The organism is Cellulomonas pakistanensis (assembly GCF_016862755.1).
GTDB classification, from domain to species: Bacteria; Actinomycetota; Actinomycetes; order Actinomycetales; family Cellulomonadaceae; genus Cellulomonas; species Cellulomonas pakistanensis.
Map to the genome: position 1 here is coordinate 84,296 of NZ_BONO01000003.1, position 19,999 is coordinate 104,294.

Annotated in this window: 15 protein-coding genes and 1 tRNA gene; 6 read left to right on the top strand and 10 right to left on the bottom strand. The window is 77.7% G+C overall.

The window, feature by feature from the left end:
* Positions 1–19: 19 nt before the first annotated feature.
* The 3 genes from Cpa01nite_RS02945 (at position 20) to Cpa01nite_RS02955 (ending at position 3,794) form a co-directional block, all read left to right on the top strand.
* Positions 20–1,600 (top strand): Na+/H+ antiporter, encoded by a 1,581-nt coding sequence (locus Cpa01nite_RS02945; protein WP_203667260.1) that lies wholly within the window; start codon positions 20–22, stop codon positions 1,598–1,600.
* 259 nt (positions 1,601–1,859) lie between these two features.
* Positions 1,860–3,398: an ATP-dependent DNA ligase gene (locus tag Cpa01nite_RS02950; RefSeq protein ID WP_203667261.1), complete on the top strand. Its 1,539-nt coding sequence runs from the start codon at positions 1,860–1,862 to the stop codon at positions 3,396–3,398.
* Between the two features lie 231 nt (positions 3,399–3,629).
* The gene (locus tag Cpa01nite_RS02955) at positions 3,630–3,794 is read left to right on the top strand and encodes a hypothetical protein (RefSeq protein WP_203667262.1); all 165 of its coding nucleotides are present in this window, start codon (positions 3,630–3,632) and stop codon (positions 3,792–3,794) included.
* A gap of 139 nt (positions 3,795–3,933) precedes the next feature.
* On the opposite strand, the gene ligD is transcribed toward Cpa01nite_RS02955, so the two are convergent.
* Complete coding sequence (gene ligD, locus Cpa01nite_RS02960; RefSeq protein ID WP_239068478.1) at positions 3,934–5,583, bottom strand: non-homologous end-joining DNA ligase; 1,650 nt, start codon at positions 5,581–5,583, stop codon at positions 3,934–3,936.
* 258 nt (positions 5,584–5,841) lie between these two features.
* On the opposite strand from ligD, the gene Cpa01nite_RS02965 reads away from it, so the two are divergent.
* The gene (locus Cpa01nite_RS02965) at positions 5,842–7,473 is read left to right on the top strand and encodes a methyl-accepting chemotaxis protein (protein WP_203667264.1); all 1,632 of its coding nucleotides are present in this window, start codon (positions 5,842–5,844) and stop codon (positions 7,471–7,473) included.
* Positions 7,474–7,559: 86 nt separating this feature from the next.
* Here Cpa01nite_RS02965 and Cpa01nite_RS02970 read toward each other — a convergent pair whose 3' ends face one another.
* Positions 7,560–9,137, bottom strand: coding sequence for a CYTH and CHAD domain-containing protein (locus Cpa01nite_RS02970; RefSeq protein ID WP_203667265.1), 1,578 nt, complete (start codon positions 9,135–9,137; stop codon positions 7,560–7,562).
* A 112-nt stretch (positions 9,138–9,249) separates the two neighbouring features.
* On the opposite strand from Cpa01nite_RS02970, the gene Cpa01nite_RS02975 reads away from it, so the two are divergent.
* Complete coding sequence (locus Cpa01nite_RS02975) at positions 9,250–10,047, top strand: alpha/beta fold hydrolase (RefSeq protein ID WP_239068479.1); 798 nt, start codon at positions 9,250–9,252, stop codon at positions 10,045–10,047.
* Between the two features lie 13 nt (positions 10,048–10,060).
* Positions 10,061–11,206 (top strand): PP2C family protein-serine/threonine phosphatase, encoded by a 1,146-nt coding sequence (locus tag Cpa01nite_RS02980; RefSeq protein ID WP_203667269.1) that lies wholly within the window; start codon positions 10,061–10,063, stop codon positions 11,204–11,206.
* A 40-nt stretch (positions 11,207–11,246) separates the two neighbouring features.
* Here the strand turns inward: Cpa01nite_RS02980 and Cpa01nite_RS02985 are convergent.
* From Cpa01nite_RS02985 to Cpa01nite_RS03020, 8 genes are all read right to left on the bottom strand, one after another.
* Positions 11,247–11,320 (bottom strand) — tRNA-Met (locus Cpa01nite_RS02985).
* Between the two features lie 78 nt (positions 11,321–11,398).
* Positions 11,399–12,061 carry a response regulator transcription factor gene (locus Cpa01nite_RS02990; RefSeq protein WP_203667271.1) on the bottom strand — a complete coding sequence of 221 codons (663 nt, stop codon included), beginning with the start codon at positions 12,059–12,061 and terminating at the stop codon, positions 11,399–11,401.
* On the bottom strand, positions 12,058–13,203 hold the full coding sequence (locus Cpa01nite_RS02995) for a phosphotransferase (RefSeq protein WP_203667272.1): 1,146 nt from the start codon (positions 13,201–13,203) through the stop codon (positions 12,058–12,060). The genes Cpa01nite_RS02990 and Cpa01nite_RS02995 overlap by 4 nt, the downstream gene beginning before the upstream one ends.
* Positions 13,200–14,498 (bottom strand): hypothetical protein, encoded by a 1,299-nt coding sequence (locus Cpa01nite_RS03000; RefSeq protein WP_203667273.1) that lies wholly within the window; start codon positions 14,496–14,498, stop codon positions 13,200–13,202. The genes Cpa01nite_RS02995 and Cpa01nite_RS03000 overlap by 4 nt, the downstream gene beginning before the upstream one ends.
* Positions 14,482–16,284, bottom strand: coding sequence for an ABC transporter ATP-binding protein (locus Cpa01nite_RS03005; RefSeq protein ID WP_203667274.1), 1,803 nt, complete (start codon positions 16,282–16,284; stop codon positions 14,482–14,484). The genes Cpa01nite_RS03000 and Cpa01nite_RS03005 overlap by 17 nt, the downstream gene beginning before the upstream one ends.
* A complete protein-coding gene (locus tag Cpa01nite_RS03010; RefSeq protein WP_239068480.1) occupies positions 16,281–17,435 on the bottom strand; it encodes a glycosyltransferase family 4 protein in 1,155 nt (384 codons plus the stop codon). Before Cpa01nite_RS03010 ends, Cpa01nite_RS03005 begins: the two co-directional genes overlap by 4 nt.
* Entirely contained in the window at positions 17,432–18,649 is a 1,218-nt protein-coding gene (locus Cpa01nite_RS03015; RefSeq protein WP_203667275.1) for a glycosyltransferase family 4 protein, read from the bottom strand. The genes Cpa01nite_RS03010 and Cpa01nite_RS03015 overlap by 4 nt, the downstream gene beginning before the upstream one ends.
* Positions 18,636–19,910, bottom strand: coding sequence for a glycosyltransferase family protein (locus Cpa01nite_RS03020; RefSeq protein WP_239068481.1), 1,275 nt, complete (start codon positions 19,908–19,910; stop codon positions 18,636–18,638). Before Cpa01nite_RS03020 ends, Cpa01nite_RS03015 begins: the two co-directional genes overlap by 14 nt.
* Positions 19,911–19,999 lie beyond the last annotated feature (89 nt).

A 19,999-nucleotide genomic window follows, 5' to 3' on the forward strand; every position in this document is an offset into this window, starting at 1 on the left:
GCCCGCCGCTGGAGGCACCGTGCTCACGCTGGAGCTCATCGTCGTCGTGCTGCTCGCGCTCCTCGCCGGGACCGCGCTCGGCCGGCGGTTCGGCGTCGCGCCGCCGCTGGTCCTGCTCGTCCTCGGGATCGCGCTCGGCTTCCTGCCGGCGTTCCGCGGGCTGACCGTGCCGCCCGAGATGGTGCTCCTGGTCGTGCTGCCCGCGCTCCTCTACTGGGAGAGCCTGACGACGTCGCTGCGCGAGATCCGCGCGAACCTGCGGGTGATCGTCCTGTCCAGCGTGCTGCTCGTCGTGGTGACCGCGGGCGCGGTGGCCGCCGTGCTGCACGCGCTGGGGATGCCCTGGGGCCCGGCGTGGATCCTCGGCGGCGTGCTGGCCCCGACCGACGCGACCGCCGTCGCCGGGGTCGCCAAGGGCATGCCGCGCCGCACGCTCACGACACTGCGGGCCGAGAGCCTCGTCAACGACGGCACCGCGCTGGTCATCTACGCGATCGCGGTGCACGCCGTCGCCGAGCCGGTCACCGGCGGCTACCTCGCGGGACGGTTCACGATCTCCTACCTGGGCGGGGCGGCCGCGGGGGTCGCCGTGTGGTGGCTGGCGGTCCAGCTCCGCGAGCGGATGCACGAGGCCATCCAGCAGAGCGTGATCAGCGTGCTGACGCCGTTCGCCGCGTTCCTGCTGGCCGAGCTCGTGCACGCGTCGGGGGTGCTGGCCGTGGTGGTCGCCGGGCTGCTGCTGAGCCAGAGCGGGCCGCGGGTCATCCCGGCCGCCGCCCGCGTGCAGTCGCAGTCGTTCTGGGCGGTGGTCAGCCACGTGCTCAACGGCGCGCTGTTCGTGCTGGTCGGGATCCAGCTCGTCACGGCCGCCGACGGGCTCTCGTCCACCGACCTGGCCGAGGCGCTGGGCTGGACCGCGGCGGCGTTCGTCGCCGTGATCGGCACGCGGATGCTGTGGTTCCACACCACGCCGTACGTGGTCCGGGCGATCGACCGCCGTCCGGTGCAGCGGACCCGGCGGGTGTCCTGGCGGCACCGGATGCCCGGGGCGTGGGCCGGGTTCCGCGGCGCGGTGTCGCTGGCCGCCGCGCTCGGCGTGCCGGAGGCGACCGCCGAGGGCGCGCCGTTCCCGGGGCGGGACGTCATCATCTTCGTCACGGGCGGGGTCATCCTCGCGACGCTGCTGATCCAGGGGCTGACCCTGCCGGCGGTGGTGCGCTGGGCGCGGCTCCCCGCCGACGACGCCGTCGACACCGAGCGGCACCAGGCCGAGCAGGTCGCGACCCGCGCCGCCCTCGAGGCGCTGCCGACGGAGGCCGCCCGGCTCCGGCTGGACGGCAAGGTCGTCGCGAAGCTCGAGGCGGAGTACCGGATGCACGCCGAGGCGCTCGCCGAGGCGGACGCCGAGCGCACCGACGACGGCCGCCCGCGCGAGGCCGACTTCGACGCGCTGCGGCTGGCGGTGCTCGCGCACAAGCGCGCCGCGGTGGTCCGGCTGCGCGACGAGCGGACGATCGACGACATCGTGCTGCGCGAGGTGCAGGCACAGCTCGACGCCGAGGAGGTCCGCCTGACCCGCGGCGCGCTGTCCCCGGAGTGACGGCCGCCGGCCGCCGGCCGGCGCCCCGGCCGCCCGGTCGCGGCCCTCCCCCGCGCCTCCGCCGCCTCCCCAGCCTCAGCCGCCTCCCCCGCCTCAGCCGCCTCCGCCGCCGAGACCCACTGATCCGTGCGAGACCCCCGGACGCGGGCGTGGGGGTCGACCGGATCAGTGGGTCTCGGCGAACGCACGCCCCCGGCGGGCGGCGTCGGCGGCCGGCGTCGGCGGGCGGGTGTCGGTGGCGGGCGGCAGGATGACGACCGTGCTGCTCGCCGACGTCGCCGCCACCAGCGCGGGCCTGGCCGCGACCCGCTCGCGCCTGGCCAAGCGCGCCCTGCTCGTCGACCTGCTCCGGCGCACCGGCCCGGACGAGGTCCCGGTCGTCGCGCGCTACCTGGCGGGCGAGCTGCGGCAGCGCCGCACCGGCCTCGGCTGGCGGTCCCTGCGCGACCTGCCCGCTCCCGCGGCAGAGCCGGGCCTCGACGTGCTCGCGGTCGACGCGACGTTCGAGCGGATGGCCGGCCTGTCCGGCCCCGGCTCGGCGGGCGCGCGCTCGGCGCTCGCCGCCGAGCTGTTCGGCGCCGCCACCGCCGAGGAGCAGCGGTTCCTCGCCGGCCTGGTGTCCGGCGAGGTCCGGCAGGGCGCCCTCGACGCGCTGCTGCTCGACGCCGTCGCCGAGGCCGCGGGCGTCCCGGTCGCGTCCGTGCGGCGCGCGGCGATGCTGGCCGGCGGGAGCGAGCCGGTCGCCGAGGCCGCCCTGGCCGCGCCGGACCCCGAGTCGGCCCGCGCCGCGCTCGACGGGTTCGGCCTGACGGTCGGGCGGCCCGTCCGGCCGATGCTCGCGGCGTCCGCGCCCGACGTCCCGGCCGCGGTCGCCGGGTTCGACGGCCGGGCGGTCGTGGTGGACGCGAAGCTCGACGGCATCCGGATCCAGGTGCACCGCGACGGCGACGACGTCCGGGTCTACACCCGCAGCCTCGACGACATCACGGCCCGCGTGCCCGAGGTCGTCGAGGCGGTGCGGGCCCTCCCCGTGCGCTCGGTGGTGCTCGACGGCGAGGCGCTCGCCCTGGACGACGCCGGCCGGCCGCGTCCCTTCCAGGAGACCGCCGCCCGCAGCGCCACCCGGGACGCGGAGCTCGCGGCCACCACCGCCCTGCGGCCGTTCTTCTTCGACGTGCTGCACCGGGACGGCGCCGACCTGCTCGACGCCCCGCTCACCGAGCGGCTCGCGGTCCTCGACGCGATCGCCCCCGACCACGCGGTCGAGCGGGTCGTCACCGCGGACCTCGGGGTCGCGCAGGAGGCGTTCGCCGGCTGGGTCGCCGCCGGGCAGGAGGGCGTCATCGTCAAGGACGCGTCGGCGCCCTACGAGGCCGGCCGGCGCGGCGGCGCCTGGGTCAAGGTCAAGCCGCGGCACACGCTCGACCTGGTGGTGCTGGCGGTCGAGCGCGGCTCCGGCCGCCGGGTCGGCTCGCTGTCGAACATCCACCTCGGCGCGCGCGACGGCGAGGGCGGGTTCGTCATGCTCGGCAAGACGTTCAAGGGCATGACGGACGAGATGCTCGCCTGGCAGACGGCGCGGTTCCGCGAGCTCGAGGTCGCCGACGACGGCTGGACCGTCACGCTGCGGCCGGAGCAGGTCGTCGAGATCGCGTTCGACGGCCTGCAGCGCTCGACGCGGTACCCGGGCGGGCTGGCGCTCCGGTTCGCCCGCGTGCTCCGCTACCGCGAGGACAAGACGGCCGCGGAGGCGGACACGATCGACACGGTGCGCGCGCTCGCGGCGCCGCAGGGCTGAGCGGCCCGACGACCCGGGACCCTGGTCCCTTCCGCCCACCGCCGCACGGAGCGTGCGGCACCGCGCGCCGCGGATCCACCCGCAGGTCAGCATCCGGGCGCGGGTCGGACGGGTCGAGGATGGATCCGTGGACCACCACCCCCGGTCCACGGCCGCGAGGACGCGACCGCCTCCTCCGCGGCGACCGACCCGGTGGCGCACCCCGCCACCCGACCCGTGCAGGAGGACCCCGTGCACCCCGACCTGTTCCTCGTCGTGTACCGCCAGCAGGAGCGCGAGCTCGAGCATCGGCTCGAGCACCGGCGCTCGCAGGCCACCCGGGACGACTCCTCCGACCGCCGGCCGCGGCAGCGCCGCCCGCTCGCCGCGCTGACCGCGGCCCGCCGCCGCCACTGACGCGGGCCGGGCGGCGCCGGCGCGTCGAGCGTGCAGAAGATGCGGGCATCACGGCCCTGAACCCCGCATCTTCTGCATGTTCGGCGCGCCGAGGCGCGGCGGGGCGGTGCGACGAAGGCGGCAGGCTCCCGGAGTCGGGCTACCCCAGCCGCGGCAGCGTCTGCCCCGGGCCGAGCAGCGCCCGGAACGGGTCCCCCCGCTCCGCGACCCGGTCCAGCACCGTGCGGATCGTGAACGCGTCCGGCCGCAGCCACGGCTCGTCCAGCTCGTCCCACGTGATCGGCGCGGACACCGGCGCACCGGGCCGCGCCCGCGGGCTGTACGGCGCGACCAGGGTCTTGTTGATCGCGTTCTGCGTGTAGTCGAGCCGCGCCTGCCCGCCGCGCGCCTTGACCTCCCACTTCCAGCTGACCAGGTCGGGCACGACGGCGCCGACGGTGCGGGACACCCGCTCGACCCACGCGCGGGTGTCGTCGAACGACGGGCCGGTCGCGATCGGGATCCAGATCTGGATGCCGCGCTGCCCGGTCACCTTGGGCACCGCCTGCACGCCGAGGTGCTCGAACGCGTCCCGGTGCAGGCGCGCCAGCAGCAGGACGTCCTCCCAGGCGGTCGACGGCCCCGGGTCGAGGTCGACCAGGGCGTAGGTGGGCCGGCGGGGCGCGTCGGTGCGCGAGGTCCAGGCGTGCCACTCGAGCGCGCCGAAGTTCGCCGCCCAGATCAGCGCGGCCGGCTCGTCGACGACCAGGTACGTCCGGCTGTCGTCCTCGTCGGCCTCGGGGTTGTCCCAGCGCGGCAGCCAGTCGGGCGCGTGCGTCGGCAGCTCCTTGTGCCAGAACCCGGCGGTGCCGGCGCCCTGCGGGAACCGGTGCATGTTGAGCGCCCGCCCGCGCAGGTACGGCAGCACGACCGGGGCGACCCGCGCGGCGTACCGGAGCAGCTCGCGCTTCGTCACCGGCTCCTCGCCCTCGCGCGCCGGGAACAGCACCTTGTCGAGGTTCGTGACCTTGAGCCGGCGGCCGTGCACGTCCCAGGTCCCGCCGTTCGGCCCGAGGTCGTCGAGCGCCGCCAGCTCGTCGTCGGTCGGCGGGTCGACGGCCGGCGCGCGCAGGTCGACCGACGCCTCCGCGGCGGGCAGGTCGGAGCGCCACAGCCGGTCGGGGTCGGCCTTCACCTCGTCGTTGGTCCGGCCGCTGAGCACCGACGTCGGGTGGTCCTCGGCGTCCCAGCCCTTCACGGCGTGCTCGTCGTGCTTGTGCGCGAGGATCCACTGCTCCTTGCCGTTCGCGTCCGGCTCGCCGCGCCGCACCAGCACGAGCCGGCCGCGCAGCCGCTCCCCGAACATGTCGGCGTGCAGCTCGCCCGCCGCGATCGTCGCCGCCGGGTCGTCCGTGCCGTGCGGCTCCCAGGTCCCGCGGTCCCACACGATGACGTCGCCGCCGCCGTACTCCCCGGCCGGGATCACGCCCTCGAAGTCCTCGTACTCGAGCGGGTGGTCCTCGACGTGCACGGCCATGCGCCGCGCGTCCGGGTCGAGGGTCGGCCCGCGGGGCACCGCCCAGGACACCAGCACGCCGTCGACCTCGAACCGCACGTCGTAGTGCAGCCGCCGGGCCCGGTGCCGCTGCACGACGAACCGGCGGGGCGCGCCGGGCGCGGCCGGGGCGGGCGTCGCGCCGGCGGGCTCGGCCGTGCGGTCGAAGTCGCGCATCGACCGGTAGGTCTCCAGCCCGCCCCCGGCGGTGGCGCCCTTCCCCGTCGACGTCGTGCGGCGGCGCCGCTCGGCCACGCTGCTCACCCCTCCCCGGTCGCTCCCGGGTCCAGCGTGGCCGAGACCCGGGCGCCGCGCGACCCGCCCGCCGCGCCGACCTCGGCAGCCGTGGTCCGAGGTCGGCAGCCGGAGGTGCCGAGCTCGCCCTCGCGGTGCCGAGCTCGGCGGGCCGTCACAGTCGGGACCAAAGTCCTATCCGCCCGGCGAGCGCTTGCCGATGGGAGGGGCACCGGGGTGCAGGGGGTGCCCCGTGAGCACCGACGGAGGCAAGATCCCGTGACCGGAACCACCACCCGCGCGCCGCAGCGCGCGTCCGCGCTCGCCTGGGTCCGCGACCGCGGCGTCAGCGCCCGCATCCTCGCGGCCGTCCTGCTCGCGGCCGCCGTCGGCGCCGTCGTGGGCGTCGTCGGGATCGCGTCGCTCGCCTCGACGAACGCGGCGACGACCGCGATGTACACCGAGAACGTCGTCGGGCTGCAGCAGGCCGCGACCCTGCGCCGCGCGATGGTGCAGATGCGGCTCGACGTCACGAACCACGCCCTGTCCACCGACGACGCCGTGATGGCGGGCTTCGAGGACCGGATCGCGGCCAGCGAGGCCGAGCTCCGCGACGCGATCGCCGCCTACGCCGCGCTGCCGCTGGACGACGAGTCGGAGCGGGCGCTCGACGACTTCGAGGCGGCGCTCGCCCGGTACCTCGACGTGCGCGACGACCAGCTGCTCGTCGCCAGCCGCGCGCACGACACCGACGCGTTCGCCGAGGCCCGGGACACGGTCGCGCAGCCGATCATCGACGCGATGAGCGCCGCCGCCTCGACGCTGGTGGAGGGCGAGGAGTCCGACGCCGCCGCGGCGGCCGAGCGCGCCGCCGCGGACTACCGCACCAGCCGCACCACGATGCTCGTGCTGCTGGTCGCCGGGACCGCGCTCGCCCTCGGGCTGGGCGCGCTGGTCGCCCGGTCGATCGTCCGGGGCCTGCGGCGCGTCGAGGTCGTGGCGGACGCCCTGGAGCGCGGCGACCTCACGGTCACCGCCGGGCTGACCAGCCGGGACGAGGTCGGCCGGATGGGCGCGGCGCTCGACTCCGCCGTCGGCACCCTGCGCGGCGTCATCGGCACGATCGACCGGTCGTCGGCCTCGCTCGCGTCCGCGGCCGAGCAGATGTCCGCGAGCAGCGGGCAGATCGCCGCGTCGGCCGAGGAGACCGCCGCGCAGGCCGGCGTGGTGTCCGCGGCGGCGGAGCAGGTGTCGCGCAACGTGCAGACCGTCGCCGCCGGCTCGGAGCAGATGGGCGCCTCGATCCAGGAGATCGCGCACAGCGCGTCCCGGGCGGCCGAGGTCGCCGGGCGCGGCGTGGCCGCCGTCGGCGCGACGACCTCGACGATGGACCGGCTGGGCGAGTCCAGCAAGCAGATCGGCAACGTGGTCAAGCTGATCACGTCGATCGCCGAGCAGACGAACCTCCTCGCGCTCAACGCCACGATCGAGGCCGCGCGCGCCGGCGAGGCGGGCAAGGGGTTCGCCGTGGTCGCGGGCGAGGTGAAGGAGCTCGCGCAGGAGACGGCGAAGGCCACCGAGGACATCGCCCGGCGGGTCGAGTCCATCCAGGCCGACACCGACGGGGCCGTCGGGGCGATCGAGGAGGTCGCCGCGATCATCGGGCAGATCAACGACTTCCAGCTGTCGATCTCGAGCGCCGTCGAGGAGCAGACCGCAACCACCGCCGAGATGAACCGCAGCGTGTCGGAGGCCGCCACCGGGTCCGGAGAGATCGCGAGCAACATCGCCGGCGTCGCGGGCGCGGCCGACCTCACGACGCAGGGCGCCGCCGAGGCCCGCCGCGCGGTGACCTCCCTGGCCGAGATGTCGGCCGAGCTCCAGCGCCTGGTCGGCGGCTTCCGGGTCTAGCCCGGGTCAGGCGAGGTCGAGGGTTCCCGGCGAGGTCGAGGGTTCCTGCACGCCCGGCGCCGGGAAACCCTCGACCTCGGCGCTGCTCAGGCGAGCCAGCGGCGCAGCTTCGGCTTCCCCGCCACCTTCGCCACCGCGCGGGCGGCGCGCTCGGACTCCCGGGCGCGCGCCTCCTCCAGCGCGTGCAGCCGGCCGTACAGGAACGCCACCTCGGAGCTCGGCGCGGTCCGGGCCAGCTCGCGCAGGCGGGCCCGGGCGACGACCGAGTCGTGGTGCTCGCCGAGGACCTCCTGCAGGTCCTCCATGCGCCGCGCGTACCGGGCGGCGTCCTTGCCGAGCACGCCGGCGACGGACTCCCCCGCGTACCGGGCGGCCTTCGCGGCCTTGCGGGTCGCGTGCAGGGCGTCGTCCCGGCGACGCCCCTCCGGCGCCCGTGCCGCGCGCCGCAGCCGGCGGCGCACCTTCCGGTCGCGGCGAGCCACCTGCGCCGGCAGCACCTTGCGGGCCCGCGCGCGCCCCGGCTCGGCGAGGGGCGGCTCGGCGACGAACGCCGCCAGGTCGCGCAGCAGGCGCCGGTACCGGTCGCCGTCGAGCTCGCGCAGCAGCGTGCGCACCGCGTCCTCCGCCTCCCGGCCGAGCTCGGCGTCCGCGGCCACCGCCGCCGCGTGCGTGCCGGAGCCGACGGCCTCCTCGGCGTCGGGCGCCTCGACCGCGGACCGCACGCGCTCCCGCATCACCTCGGCGTCCCGGGCCCGGCCGAGCTCGCCCGCGAGCCAGCCGAGCTCGTCGCGCAGCGGCCGCACCGCCCCCGGCTCGAACAGCGCGCCGAACGTCTTCAGCGCGTTCCGCATCCGCCGCGTGGCCACCCGCATCTGGTGCACGCCCTCGGCCGCGCCGAGCCGGACCCGCAGGTCCTGGCTCCGCACGCGGTCGAGCTGGTCGGACAGGTAGCCGGCGACGACGTCGCCCGCCGGCGACTTCGCGGTCGGCCCCCGGCGCTGCGGCTCCCGGACCTCCGCGGGACCGAGCAGGCGCTCGAGCTTCGACCGCTCCTCCGCGGGCCGGATCCCGAGGTCGCCGAGCCGCTGCTCGACCGCGTCGAGCAGGTCCTCGGCGCCCTCGACGAGCTCGACCTCGATCTCGCGCCACTCCTCGGGGGCGCCGGTGACGTCGCCGGATCCGGCCGCGGGCCGGACGCGCCGCGCGGTGACCCGGTCGTCCACGAGCTCCAGCAGCACCCGGCCGGTCGCGTCCGCGAGCCGGTGCACCTCGCGCGCGGTCCGCACCTCGGCGACCGGCCGGAGCGTGGCGCCGAGCGTGGCGGCGTGGGCCATCGCGCGCAGCGGCGCCGGGACCGTGCGCACCGCGCGGCCGGGCGGGAGCCGCACCTCCGAGCGCTCGTCGTCGCCCGCGGGCACCTTGAGGTGCCAGCCGGCGTCCTGCCCGCCCGTGCGACGCCGCAGCGTCAGGCCCGCCGCGGCGAGCCGGAGGTCGGCGGTGTCGAAGTAGGTCGCGACCAGCTCGACCCGGTCGTCGCTCGTCGCCGTGGGCGTCCCGGCGTCGGGCAGCCCGGCGGCGCCGGCCAGCAGCTCGGTCAGCGCCGGGAGCTCGACGTCGGGGCCGGTGGCGTACTTGCGCTCGATCTCGCGGTGCACGTCAGCCATGGGACCCGTTGTATCCCGGGCGGCTCGCGGCGGCGACCGGGCCGGTGGGGCCCGGTCGCCCCCGCCACGGGGACGAGCCCGCCGCGGCAGCCCGGCTCGCTACGCTCGGCACGTGAGCGCGACGCAGCGGCACCACATCCGCGTCTCGGGCGTCCCCGGTGCGCAGCCGGTCCTGTTCGCCCACGGGTTCGGGTGCGACCAGCACATGTGGCGGCTGGTCGCGCCGCACTTCGAGGACGCCTACACGGTCATCACGTTCGACCACGTCGGGGCGGGAGGGTCCGACCCGGCGGCGTACGACCCCGCCCGGCACGGCTCCCTGCAGGGCTACGCGGACGACGTCCTCGCGATCGTGCACGAGCTCGGGCTCGACGACGTGGTCCTGGTCGGCCACTCGGTCTCGGCGATGATCGGCGTCCTCGCCGCCGTCGCGGAGCCCGACCGGTTCGCCCGGCTCGTGCTGGTCGGGCCCTCCCCGCGCTACCTGGACGACGACGGCTACGTCGGCGGCTTCACCGCCGCCGACATCGCCGAGCTGCTGGAGTCGCTGGACAGCAACTACCTCGGCTGGTCGCGGGCGATGGCCCCGGTGATCATGGGCAACCCGGACCGCCCCGAGCTCGCCGCGGAGCTGACGGAGAGCTTCTGCCGGGCCGACCCCGACATCGCCCGGCGGTTCGCACGGGTGACGTTCCTGTCCGACAACCGGGCCGACCTGGCGAAGGTCTCGGTGCCGACGCTCGTGCTCCAGTGCAGCCAGGACGTCATCGCGCCCGTCGTCGTGGGCGAGTACGTGCGGGACGAGATCCCCGGCGCGGAGCTCGTGCTGCTCGACGCGACCGGCCACTGCCCGCAGCTCAGCGCACCCGAGGCGACGACGGCCGCGATCGCCGCGTTCCTCCGGGGCTGAGGGGGCGGCGCTGGTGACCGGTGCGGCGTCCGACGACCCGGCGTTCCTCTACGAGCACGCCCCCTGCGGCCACCTGTCCACCACGCCCGACGGGATGATCGTCCGGGTCAACGACACGTTCCTCGCCTGGACCGGGCACGCCCGGGACGACCTGGTCGGACGCCGCCGGTTCGTGGACCTGCTGCCGGTCGGCGACCGCATCTTCCACGAGACGCACTACGCGCCGACGCTCCGCATGCTGGGCGCCGCGCGGGAGATCGCCCTGGAGATCGTCCGCGCGGACGGGCGGCGGATGCCGGTCCTGGTGACCTCGGTGCTCGACCGCGACGACACGGGACGACCGGTCGGTGTCCGCTCCGCGGTGTTCGACGTGACCGAGCGGCGCCGGTACGAGCACGAGGTGCTCGCGGCCAAGCGGCGTGCCGAGGCCTCCGAGGCACGCGCCGTCCAGCTCGCGCAGACCCTCCAGCAGACGCTCATCCCCCCGACCCCGCCACGCATCCCCGGCCTCGACGTCGCGGCCGCGTACCGCCCCGCCGGCGACGGCCGCCACGTGGGCGGCGACTTCTACGACGTGTTCCAGGTCGCCGTCGACGACTGGGTGGTGGTGCTCGGCGACGTCCAGGGCAAGGGGGCCGACGCCGCCGTCGTCACCGCGCTGGCGCGCTACACCGTGCGCGCCGCCTCCGTCGACCACCACGTCCCCAGCGAGGTGCTGCACACCCTGGACGAGGTGCTGCGGCGGGCGGACACCGACAGGTTCTGCACCGCCGTGCTGGTGCGGCTGCGACGGGTCGCGGGCGCGTGGCGCGCCACCGTCGCCAGCGGCGGGCACCCGCTGCCGCTCCTGCGCCGGCCGGGGGGCGGTGCCCGGCCCGTCGGGGGGTACGGGCACGTGCTCGGCATCGTGCCGGCCGCGACGTTCGTCGACACCGAGGTCGTGCTCGGTGCCGGCGACGCCCTGGTGCTGTTCACGGACGGCGTCACCGAGGGCCGGCGCGGGACCCTGCTGTACGGCGCCGAGCGCCTGGCCGAGGTCGTCGACGCCCACCGCGGCACGGCCGCGGCCACCACCGACGCGATCCTGGCGGACGTGATGGCGTTCCAGTCCGACGACGCGCGGGACGACATCGCCGTCGTCACCGTGGCGGTGGGATGACGAGGGCCCGGACCGTGCGGTCCGGGCCCTCGTGCCTGCGTAGCGGGGACAGGATTTGAACCTGCGACCTCTGGGTTATGAGCCCAGCGAGCTACCGAGCTGCTCCACCCCGCGTCGGTACCCACCACCCTACGCGATGCCGGGCGCGCCCCCGACCGCGGGGCCCGGCACGCGGCCGCGAGGCCGCTACCCTCATCGGTCGGCCAGCCGGTAGCCCATCCCGCGGACCGTCTCGATCCGCTCGGCGCCGAGCTTCTTGCGCAGGTACGCGATGTACACGTCGACGACGTTGGACCCGGGGTCGAAGTCGTAGCCCCAGACGTGGCTGAGCAGCTGCTCGCGGGACAGCACCTGGCCGGGGTTGCGCAGGAACACCTCCGCGAGGGAGTACTCGCGCGCCGACAGCTCGACGGTGCGGCCGGCGACGTCCGCACGGCGGGTGCGCAGGTCGAGCGACAGGTCGCCCGCCGTCAGCACCGTGGCGTCCGGGCCGCGCGAGTCGCGCAGTCGCAGCCGGATCCGCGCGAGCAGCTCCTCGAACCGGAACGGCTTCGGCACGTAGTCGTCCGCCCCGCCCTCCAGGCCGGCCACGGTGTCGCTCACCGAGTCGCGCGCGGTGAGGATGATGACCGGCAGGGCGCTGCCGGCCTCGCGGAGGCGGGCGAGGACCGCGAACCCGTCCAGCCGGGGCAGGCCGATGTCGAGCACGAGCAGGTCGAACTCGCCGGACAGCGCGTGGTCCAGCGCGTCCATCCCGTCCTCGACGACCGTCGGCGTCAGCCCGTTGGCCCGCAGGCCCTTGGCGACGAAGGCCGCGATGCGCGCCTCGTCCTCCGCGATCAGCACCCGCTTCACGAGGGCAGCCCTCCCGCGATGTCGCGCGGGTCCGCCGCCCGCGTGCGGTGCCTGCTGTGCACGTCCGAGTCCTTCCTGGTCGGGCCGCCGGCGGCGGCCTCGGGTCCTGCGCCCCATCGCAGCACGGCCGCGGGCGATCCGGGCCGGAAGCCGTAGACCGCCGCGAGCCGGGCCCGGGTGAGCGCCTCGTACGCCGGGATCCGCGCCGACACCCGCGGCGCGGGCCGGTACCCGTCGAGCACCGCCACCCGCACCGCCACCGCGCGGTCGGGCGCGCAGACGCCCTGGTGCGCGCGCAGCTCGAGGTGCACGAGGAGGTTCGCGACGTCGAGCGCGGCCTCCCCCGCCGCGGCGAGGTCGAAGTCGAGCAGCCCCACGCGCCCGCGGTCGTCGACGAGCACCTGCTTGTCGTGCAGGTCGCGGTGCACGGGCACGAGCGGCCCGGCCCCCGCCGGCGGCGGCGCGGGCGCCTCTCCCACCGGCACGCCGTGGGCGCGGGCGAGCCCACGCCAGCGTGCGAGCACGGCCGCCTCCGCGGCCGCGTCGTGCACCCGGGCGCCGGGCGGCAGCGGGGACGCGTGCAGGACGGCGAGCGCGCGCCCCAGCTCCCGCGCGGCCGGTGCCGGGTCGACCGCGGGGTCGGCGAGCAGGGCGTGCAGGGTGCGGCCGGGCAGCGCCCGGGTGGTGACCACGCCGTCCACCTCGTCGACGTCCAGCACGGTGGGCACCCGCAGCCCGGTCGCGGCCGCGGCGGCCGCCGACGCGACCAGGTCGGCGACGGCCGCGGACCGGACCACCTTGGCGTAGGAGCCGTCGCCGAGCCGCACGACGGCCCGGCGCTCGGGCCGGTGCGCGACGAGACGTGCGCCCGGCCGCGCGAGGACGCGGGCCAGCGCGGGCAGCCGGCGGTCGGCGCCGCGAGGCTGCAGGACCACCCGCCCGGCCGCCCGCGCCGGGTCGCCGGTCCCGGCCGCCACCCGGGCCGCGCGCCCCGCGTCGGCGAACCACTGGCCGGCGACCGCGGACCCACCGCCGTCGGGCACGAGCTCGAGGAGCAGGTGCTCCGCGCCGCGCGGCCAGGCGCGCCGCAGCCGGAGCCCGTGCGCCGCGGCGACGGCGCCCACCTCGGCGAGCGCGCTCACGCGGGCGCTCCCGCGAGCTGCCGCTCGGCGAGCCCCAGCACCCGCTCCGTCTGCTCGGGCCACAGCGGGCTGCACGAGCGGAACGGCTCGACCGCGCGGCGCAGCAGCCCGCCGGCCGCGTGGGCGCGCAGCCGGGCCGGGTCGACCGGGCCGTCGTACCCGGCGAGCAGCGCCGGCGCCTGGGACCCGGCGTCGGCCGGGAGGGCACCCAGGACGGCGGCGGCGTGCAGGGCCGCGACGCCGCTGCCGAGGTCCAGGGCCGGTTCGGCGGCGGTCGCCGCGTCCAGGTCGACGAGGCCGGTCCGGCCGTCGGGTCCGACCACCACCTGGTCGACGGAGAAGTCGCCGTGCGCGGTGACGGCGGGGGCGGGGCCGGCGGCCAGCGCCGCGGCGACCCGGTCGGCGAGCGCGGAGGCCCGGGCCCCGAGCCCGGGCACCAGGCGGGCGACCGCGGCCGCCGCGCTCGTGAGGTCCGCCGCGTCCGCGCCCGGGCCGCGCCCGGGGAGCGCCCCGGGCGGGCGGCGGTGCAGCGCGGCCAGCGCCGCGCCCGCCGCGGCCAACCCGTCGGCGGCCGCGCGCCCGTCGGCAGCCGCCGGCCCGCCGGCGGCTGCCCCGGCTGCCGCGAGCGCGTCGTGCAGGGAGGTCCCCGGCAGCCAGGTCCACGCGACGAGCCCGCCGTCGGGGTCGGCGCCGCGCAGCACGGGCGTCCACGCCGCCGCGGCGCCCGGCTCGGCCCCGGGCGTGCCCGCCGTCGGCTCCCCCGCCGCCAGGGCGCGCGCCGCCGCCACGACCGCGCGGGCCTCGTCCGGGCGGTGCACGCGCAGCACCACGGGCGGCCCGCCCACCGGCGTCAGCAGACCGACCCACCGGCGCTGGGGCTTGTGGGTGAGCGGCGCGAGCGTGGCGCCCGCCAGGTCGACCCCGGGCAGCAGCCCGCCCAGCGCCCCGGGCAGGTCGCGCGCGATGCGGGCCAGGGCGGGCAGGTCGCGGTCGGCGGGCGGGCGGGCGACGACGACGCGCGCGGCGGGGTCGACGGCGAGCAGGCTGCCCGGGGGCGCCTTCCGCACCGTCTTGTCCAGCTTGGGCGCGGCGTCGGCCGCGACGGTCAGGGCGAAGGCCCGGTGCCCGTCGACGTCGAGCGCCAGCGCGCACGCGACGCCCGGCTTGTAGCGCAGGTAGCGGCGGCGCACGGGCGAGCCCAGGCGCTCGGCGAGGGCGTCGTCGTCGAGGAGCACCGCGAGGCCCGGCAGGTCGCGGTCGCGCGCGACGAGGGTCGCGTCACCGGGCGACAGCATCGCGACCCTCCCGCTCCGCCTCGCGCGCCGGCGCCGCCGCGCGCGCCTGCGCCACCTCGCGCGCCCGGCCGTCCTCGACCCGGACCACCCGGTCGCAGTCCCGGGCGGCGTCGAGGTCGTGCGTGATGACGAACGTGGTGCGGCCGCGGGTGAGCCGGCCGAGCGCCGCCACCACCTCGGCCTCGGTCTCCCCGTCCAGCCCGGTCAGCGCCTCGTCGAGGATCACGACCGGCGCGTCCCGGAGCGCGGCGCGGGCGATCGCGATGCGCTGGCGCTGCCCGCCCGACAGGGTCGACCCGCGCTCCCCGACCACGGTGTCGTACCCCCGCGGCAGCCGGCGGACGAACCCGTCGGCGCCCGCGAGCCGCGCGGCGGCGACGACCTCCTCCTCCGTCGCCCCGGGCCGGCCGTAGGCGATGTTGTCGCGGATCGACGTCGCGAACAGCACGCTCTCCTGCAGGACGACCGCGACCTGCTCGCGGACCGAGTCGATGGTGAGGTCCCGCACGTCGTGGCCGTCGAGCAGCACCCGCCCGTCGTCCGGGTCCCGCAGCCGGGACAGCAGGGACACCAGGCTCGACTTGCCCGAGCCGGACGGGCCGACCACCGCCACCCGCTCCCCGGGTCGCACGGTCAGGTCGAGCCCCCGGAGCACCGGGTGCCCCGGCGCGTAGGACAGGTGCACGCCCTCGAACCGCACGTCCCCGCGGAACCGCGGCGCCGGGCGGGCCCAGCTGCGATCGACCAGGTCGGGCCGGGTCTGCAGCACGTCCACGATCCGCTCGCCGGACGCGGCGGCCTTCGCGATCCGCCCGGTGTACTTGGCGATGTCGCGCAGCGGCTTGAACGCGGTCTTGAGGTAGGTGAGGAACACGACGAGCTCGCCCGGCGTGAGCGCGCCGGCCAGGACCCGCTGCGCGCCGACGTAGAGCACGACGCCGGTGGCGAGCCCCACGAGGGCGTCCGTCGTCCGCTCCAGGCCCGCCGACAGCTTCTTCGCCTGCACGCCCTCGGTCAGGCTGCGCTCGTTGTCGCCGCCGAACGCCTCCTGCATCGGCCGCTCCAGGCTGTACGCCTGCACGACCTTCATGGACGACAGCGACTCCGTCGCGAGCGACGCGAGCGCCCCCTCCGCCTTCCGCTGGCCGCGGGACACGGCGGAGATGCGCCGAGTCAGCCGCACGCCGCTCACCGCGAACAGGGGGAACACCAGCAGCACGACGAGCGCGAGCTGCAGGTCGAGCACGGCGATCACGACGAGCATCCCGACGAGCGTGACGACGTTGCCCAGCAGCGGCAGCAGCGCGGTGACGGTCGCCTCCTGCAGGCGGCCGACGTCGCCGGTGACCCGGGTGACCAGGTCGCCGGTGCGGGAGGAGTCGTGGAACGCCAGGCTGAGCCGGTGCAGGTGGGCGTACACCTCGGCGCGGACCCGGGTGAGCACCCGGTTGCCCGCCAGGGCGAACGCGACGGTCATCAGGTACGACGCCGCGGCGCGCAGCAGCACGACCACGACGACGCCGACCGAGGCGAGCAGGAGCAGCGTGCCGAGGTCGTCCGGCCGCCGGACCGCGAGGTCCGCCCCGGCCGCGACGACGACCGCGTCGAGCACCCACTTGAGCGGCCACGGCTCGAGCAGCCGCATCGCGACCTCGGCCAGCAGCGCCGCGCCGCCGCCCGCGATCAGCGTCCGCTGCTCGCGGATGTGCGGCCGCAGCTGGCGCAGGGTGCGGCGCAGGCCGGGCACCGCCTCGCGCAGGCCCGCCGGGCGCTCGCGCCCGCTCACCGGGCCACCCCAGCGAGCCGGGCGTGCGCCAGGGTGCGCTCGACCACCGCGCGCCAGGTGTGCCGCTCCTCGGCGGCCCGGCGGCCCTCGGCCGCGAGCCGCGCGCGACCCGGCGCGTCGGCCCGCAGGTCCGCGAGCGCCGCGGCGAGCGCCCCGGCGTCGCCCGGCGGGACGAGCGCCCCGAGCCGGCCGCCCCCCAGCGCGCCCGGCACCTGGCCGACGGCGCTCGCGACCACGGGCACCCCGGCGGCGAGGTACTCGTAGAGCTTGAGCGGCGAGAAGTACAGGCCGGGCAGGTCCGGGTACGGCGCCGCGGCGACGTCCATCCGGTGCAGCTGCGGCAGGACCTCGGCCGGCGCGAGCGCGCCGGTGAACGCGACGTGCGGCCCCGCGGCGGCGCGCAGCGCGGGCCCGCACGGCCCGTCGCCCACGACCAGCAGGCGCCACGACGCGTCGCGCGCGTGCAGCCGGTCGACGGCGCGCAGCAGGACGTCGACGCCGTGCCACTCCTTGAGCGTCCCCACGAACCCGACGGTGAACTCCGCGGCGTCCGCGGGCCGCGCCGGCAGCCCCGACGGCACGACGCGGTCCGTGTCGACCCCGTTCGGCAGCACGACGACCCGCTCCGGGTACGCGGACGTCGCCCGGGCCCAGTCCGCCACCGCGTCGCTCACGCACACGACGACCGGCGCCGCGGACAGCGCGGCGCGGGCCACGGCCTCCGCGCCCGCGCGGTCGACGAGCTCGCGGTGCGCGGCCTGCTCCTCGACGAGCGGGGCGTTGACCTCCAGCACCGCGGGCACGCCGCGCCCGGCGGCCCAGGCCGTGGCGGTGCGCCCCCACAGGGCGTACCGCTCGTAGACGAGGTCGAGGGGCGGCAGCGCGCCGAGGACCTCCGCGACGGCCCGGTCGGCGGCCCGGGCGGCGCGCTCCCGCTCCGCCGCGGGTGCGCGGCCCACCTCGGGCAGCCGGTGCACCCGCACGCCCGCGAGGTCGGGGGCCGGCTCGCCGCCGGTGCGCGCGCACACCAGGTGCACCTCCGCGCCGCGGCGCACGAGCTCCCGGAGCACGGCCTGGACGTGGACCGACGCCCCCTTGCGGCCGAACACCGGGATGCCCGGGTCGGTGCAGACGTAGGCGACCCGGATCACGCGGGCACCGCCTCGTGCTCGCCGGCGAACAGCGCCCGGAGCCGGACCGCCTGCCGCCGGACGTCGAACTCCTCCTCGACCAGGGCGCGGGCGCCCGTGGCCAACCGGCTCCGCAGCGCTCCGTCCTCGAGCAGCCGCCGCAGCGCCGCGGCGAGCCGGGCGGCGTCGCGCTCCGGGACCAGCAGCCCCGTGACGTCGTGCCGCACGGCCTCGGGGATGCCGGTCACCGGCGTGGTGACGCACGGGGTGCCGAGCGCCATCGCCTCCAGCAGCACGGTGGGCAGCCCGTCCCGGTTGCCGTCGGCCCCGACGACGCAGGGCGCCGCGAACACGCTCGCGGACTGCACGACCTCCCGCACCCGGCCCTGGGGCAGCGCCCCGCGCAGCCGGACGACGTCCCCGAGCCCGAGCCGGTCGACCTGCTCGCGCAGCGCGCCCTCGCACGGCCCGGTGCCGACCAGCTCGACCCGGAACGGGACGCCGTCCGCGGCCAGCAGCGCCGCCGCGTCCAGCAGGGTGTCGAAGCCCTTCTTCTCGACGAGCCGGCCGACCGCCGCGACGACGGGCCGCCGGTCGACCGGGTCCGCGAACCGGAACGCCCCCAGGTCGAGCCCGTTGTAGACGCGCTGCAGGCGGGACGTCGCGGGCCCGTGGGCGCGGCGCAGGTGCGCCACGTTGTAGTCGCTGACCGTGACCACCCCGGCGGCGTCGCGCAGCTTGCGGCGCAGGTCCTCGGGGTCGACGTCCTCGTGGAAGATGTCCTTGGCGTGCGCCGTGAAGCTGTAGGGCACGTCCGCGAGCCGGGCCGCGAGGCGGGCGACGGTCGTGGCGACGGACGCGAAGTGCGCGTGCACGTGGCCGATCCCCCGCCGGCGGACCTCGACGGCCACCTCCAGTGCCTGCACGGCGTCGGCCACGTCGGCCGACAGCAGCTCGTCCAGGCACCCGGCCAGCCCGGGCAGCTCGGCGCGCGCGGCGGCGAGCGCGGCCCACACGTCGGCGGCCCGCAGCCCGCTCGACCGGACGTACGTCACCGGGGCGCGCACCGCGGCGAGCTGCTCGTGGAACCGCCCGTCGACCGGGGCGCGCAGCGAGAACACGTCGACCCGCTCGCCGGCGGCCTCGACGGCGAGCAGCTCGTTGACCACGAACGTCTCGGAGAACCGCGGGTACATCTTCAGCACGTACGCGGTGCGGCGCTCAGACGGCGACATCGGCGAGCTCCAGCGGTCGGGCGGCGCCGGCGGGGCCGGCCGCGATCAGGTCGGCGGCGAGGCGGGGCACGCGCGCCAGGCCGTCCAGGTCCACCGGGCGGCCGGCGACCGGGGCCGGGCGCGCGGCGGCGCGCAGCCACGCGCCGAGCCGGTCCGCGTCCGCCTCCTCGGGGGCGAGGACGTCGACCAGGCCCACCCGCTCGAGGCTGCGGGCGCGCAGCATCTGCTCGGCCCGGGGTGTGGTGCGCGGGACGAGGAGCGTGCGGCGCCCCGCGGCCAGGAGCTCGCAGACGCTGTTGTACCCCGCCATCGACACCACGGCCGACGCGCCGGCGACGAACCGGTCCGCGTCGGGGACGAACTCCAGCACCGCGAGGTCGGGGCGCCCCTCGGCCGCCCGCCGCAGCGCCTCCCGCGACTCGCGCCGCATGTACGGCCCGGTGAGCAGGACACCCCCGTGGCCCGCGGGCAGCGGCGCGCGCGCGAACGCCTCCGCCAGCTCGCGCCCGTCCTGCCCGCCGCCGACCAGGCACAGCACGTACGGCTCGGCCGGCGGGCGGACCCGGGCCGAGGGCCGGGACCGCACCACGGTGCCGGCGCCGCGGCCCCGGGCGAGGTAGCCGGTGTACGCGACCTTGGCGGCGACCGCGGCGGGCAGCCGGCACTCGGCCACCAGGTCGTACACCGCGCGGTCCCCGTACACCCAGACCGCGTCGTACAGGTCGCGGACCGTCTCGGTCGTCCGGGACGCGGCCCACTCCCGGCGGGCCACCTCCGGTGTGTCCAGCACCTCGCGCAGCCCGAGGACGACGGCGGTGCCGGTGCCGCGCAGCGCGGCGAGCGCCGCGTCGAGCTCGCCGTCGACGCCCCGGGCGACCTTGTCCACCACGAGCAGGTCCGGCGCGAACGCAGACAGCGCCGCGGCGAGGATCCGCGAGCGCAGCCCGATGACCTCGGGCAGCGTCGAGCCGAGGGTCCGCGCCGCGTACCGGCCGCGGCCGTCCTTGCGCAGCGTCGGCAGCGTGACGACGTCGGTGCGGGGCGGCAGCGGCAGCCCGGTCGCCTCCGGCGCGCCGGTCAGGAGCAGGACGTCGGTGGCCGGGTCGTCGGCGACGAGCGCGGCCGCCAGGGCGATGTTGCGGCGGATGTGCCCCAGCCCCTGCGTGTCGTGCGAGTACAGGGCGATCCGGCGGGGACGCCCGGCGGGCCGCGCGGGCCCCCGGCGCTCGCCGGACGGCTCGGTCAGGGGGGAGCTGGCCACGTCGCCTCCAGGGCTGTCGGGCACCGCGGTGCGGTGCGTGCACCCCCGAGACTCGCCGTCGACCATGGGGCGACCATGAGCCGGCCGTG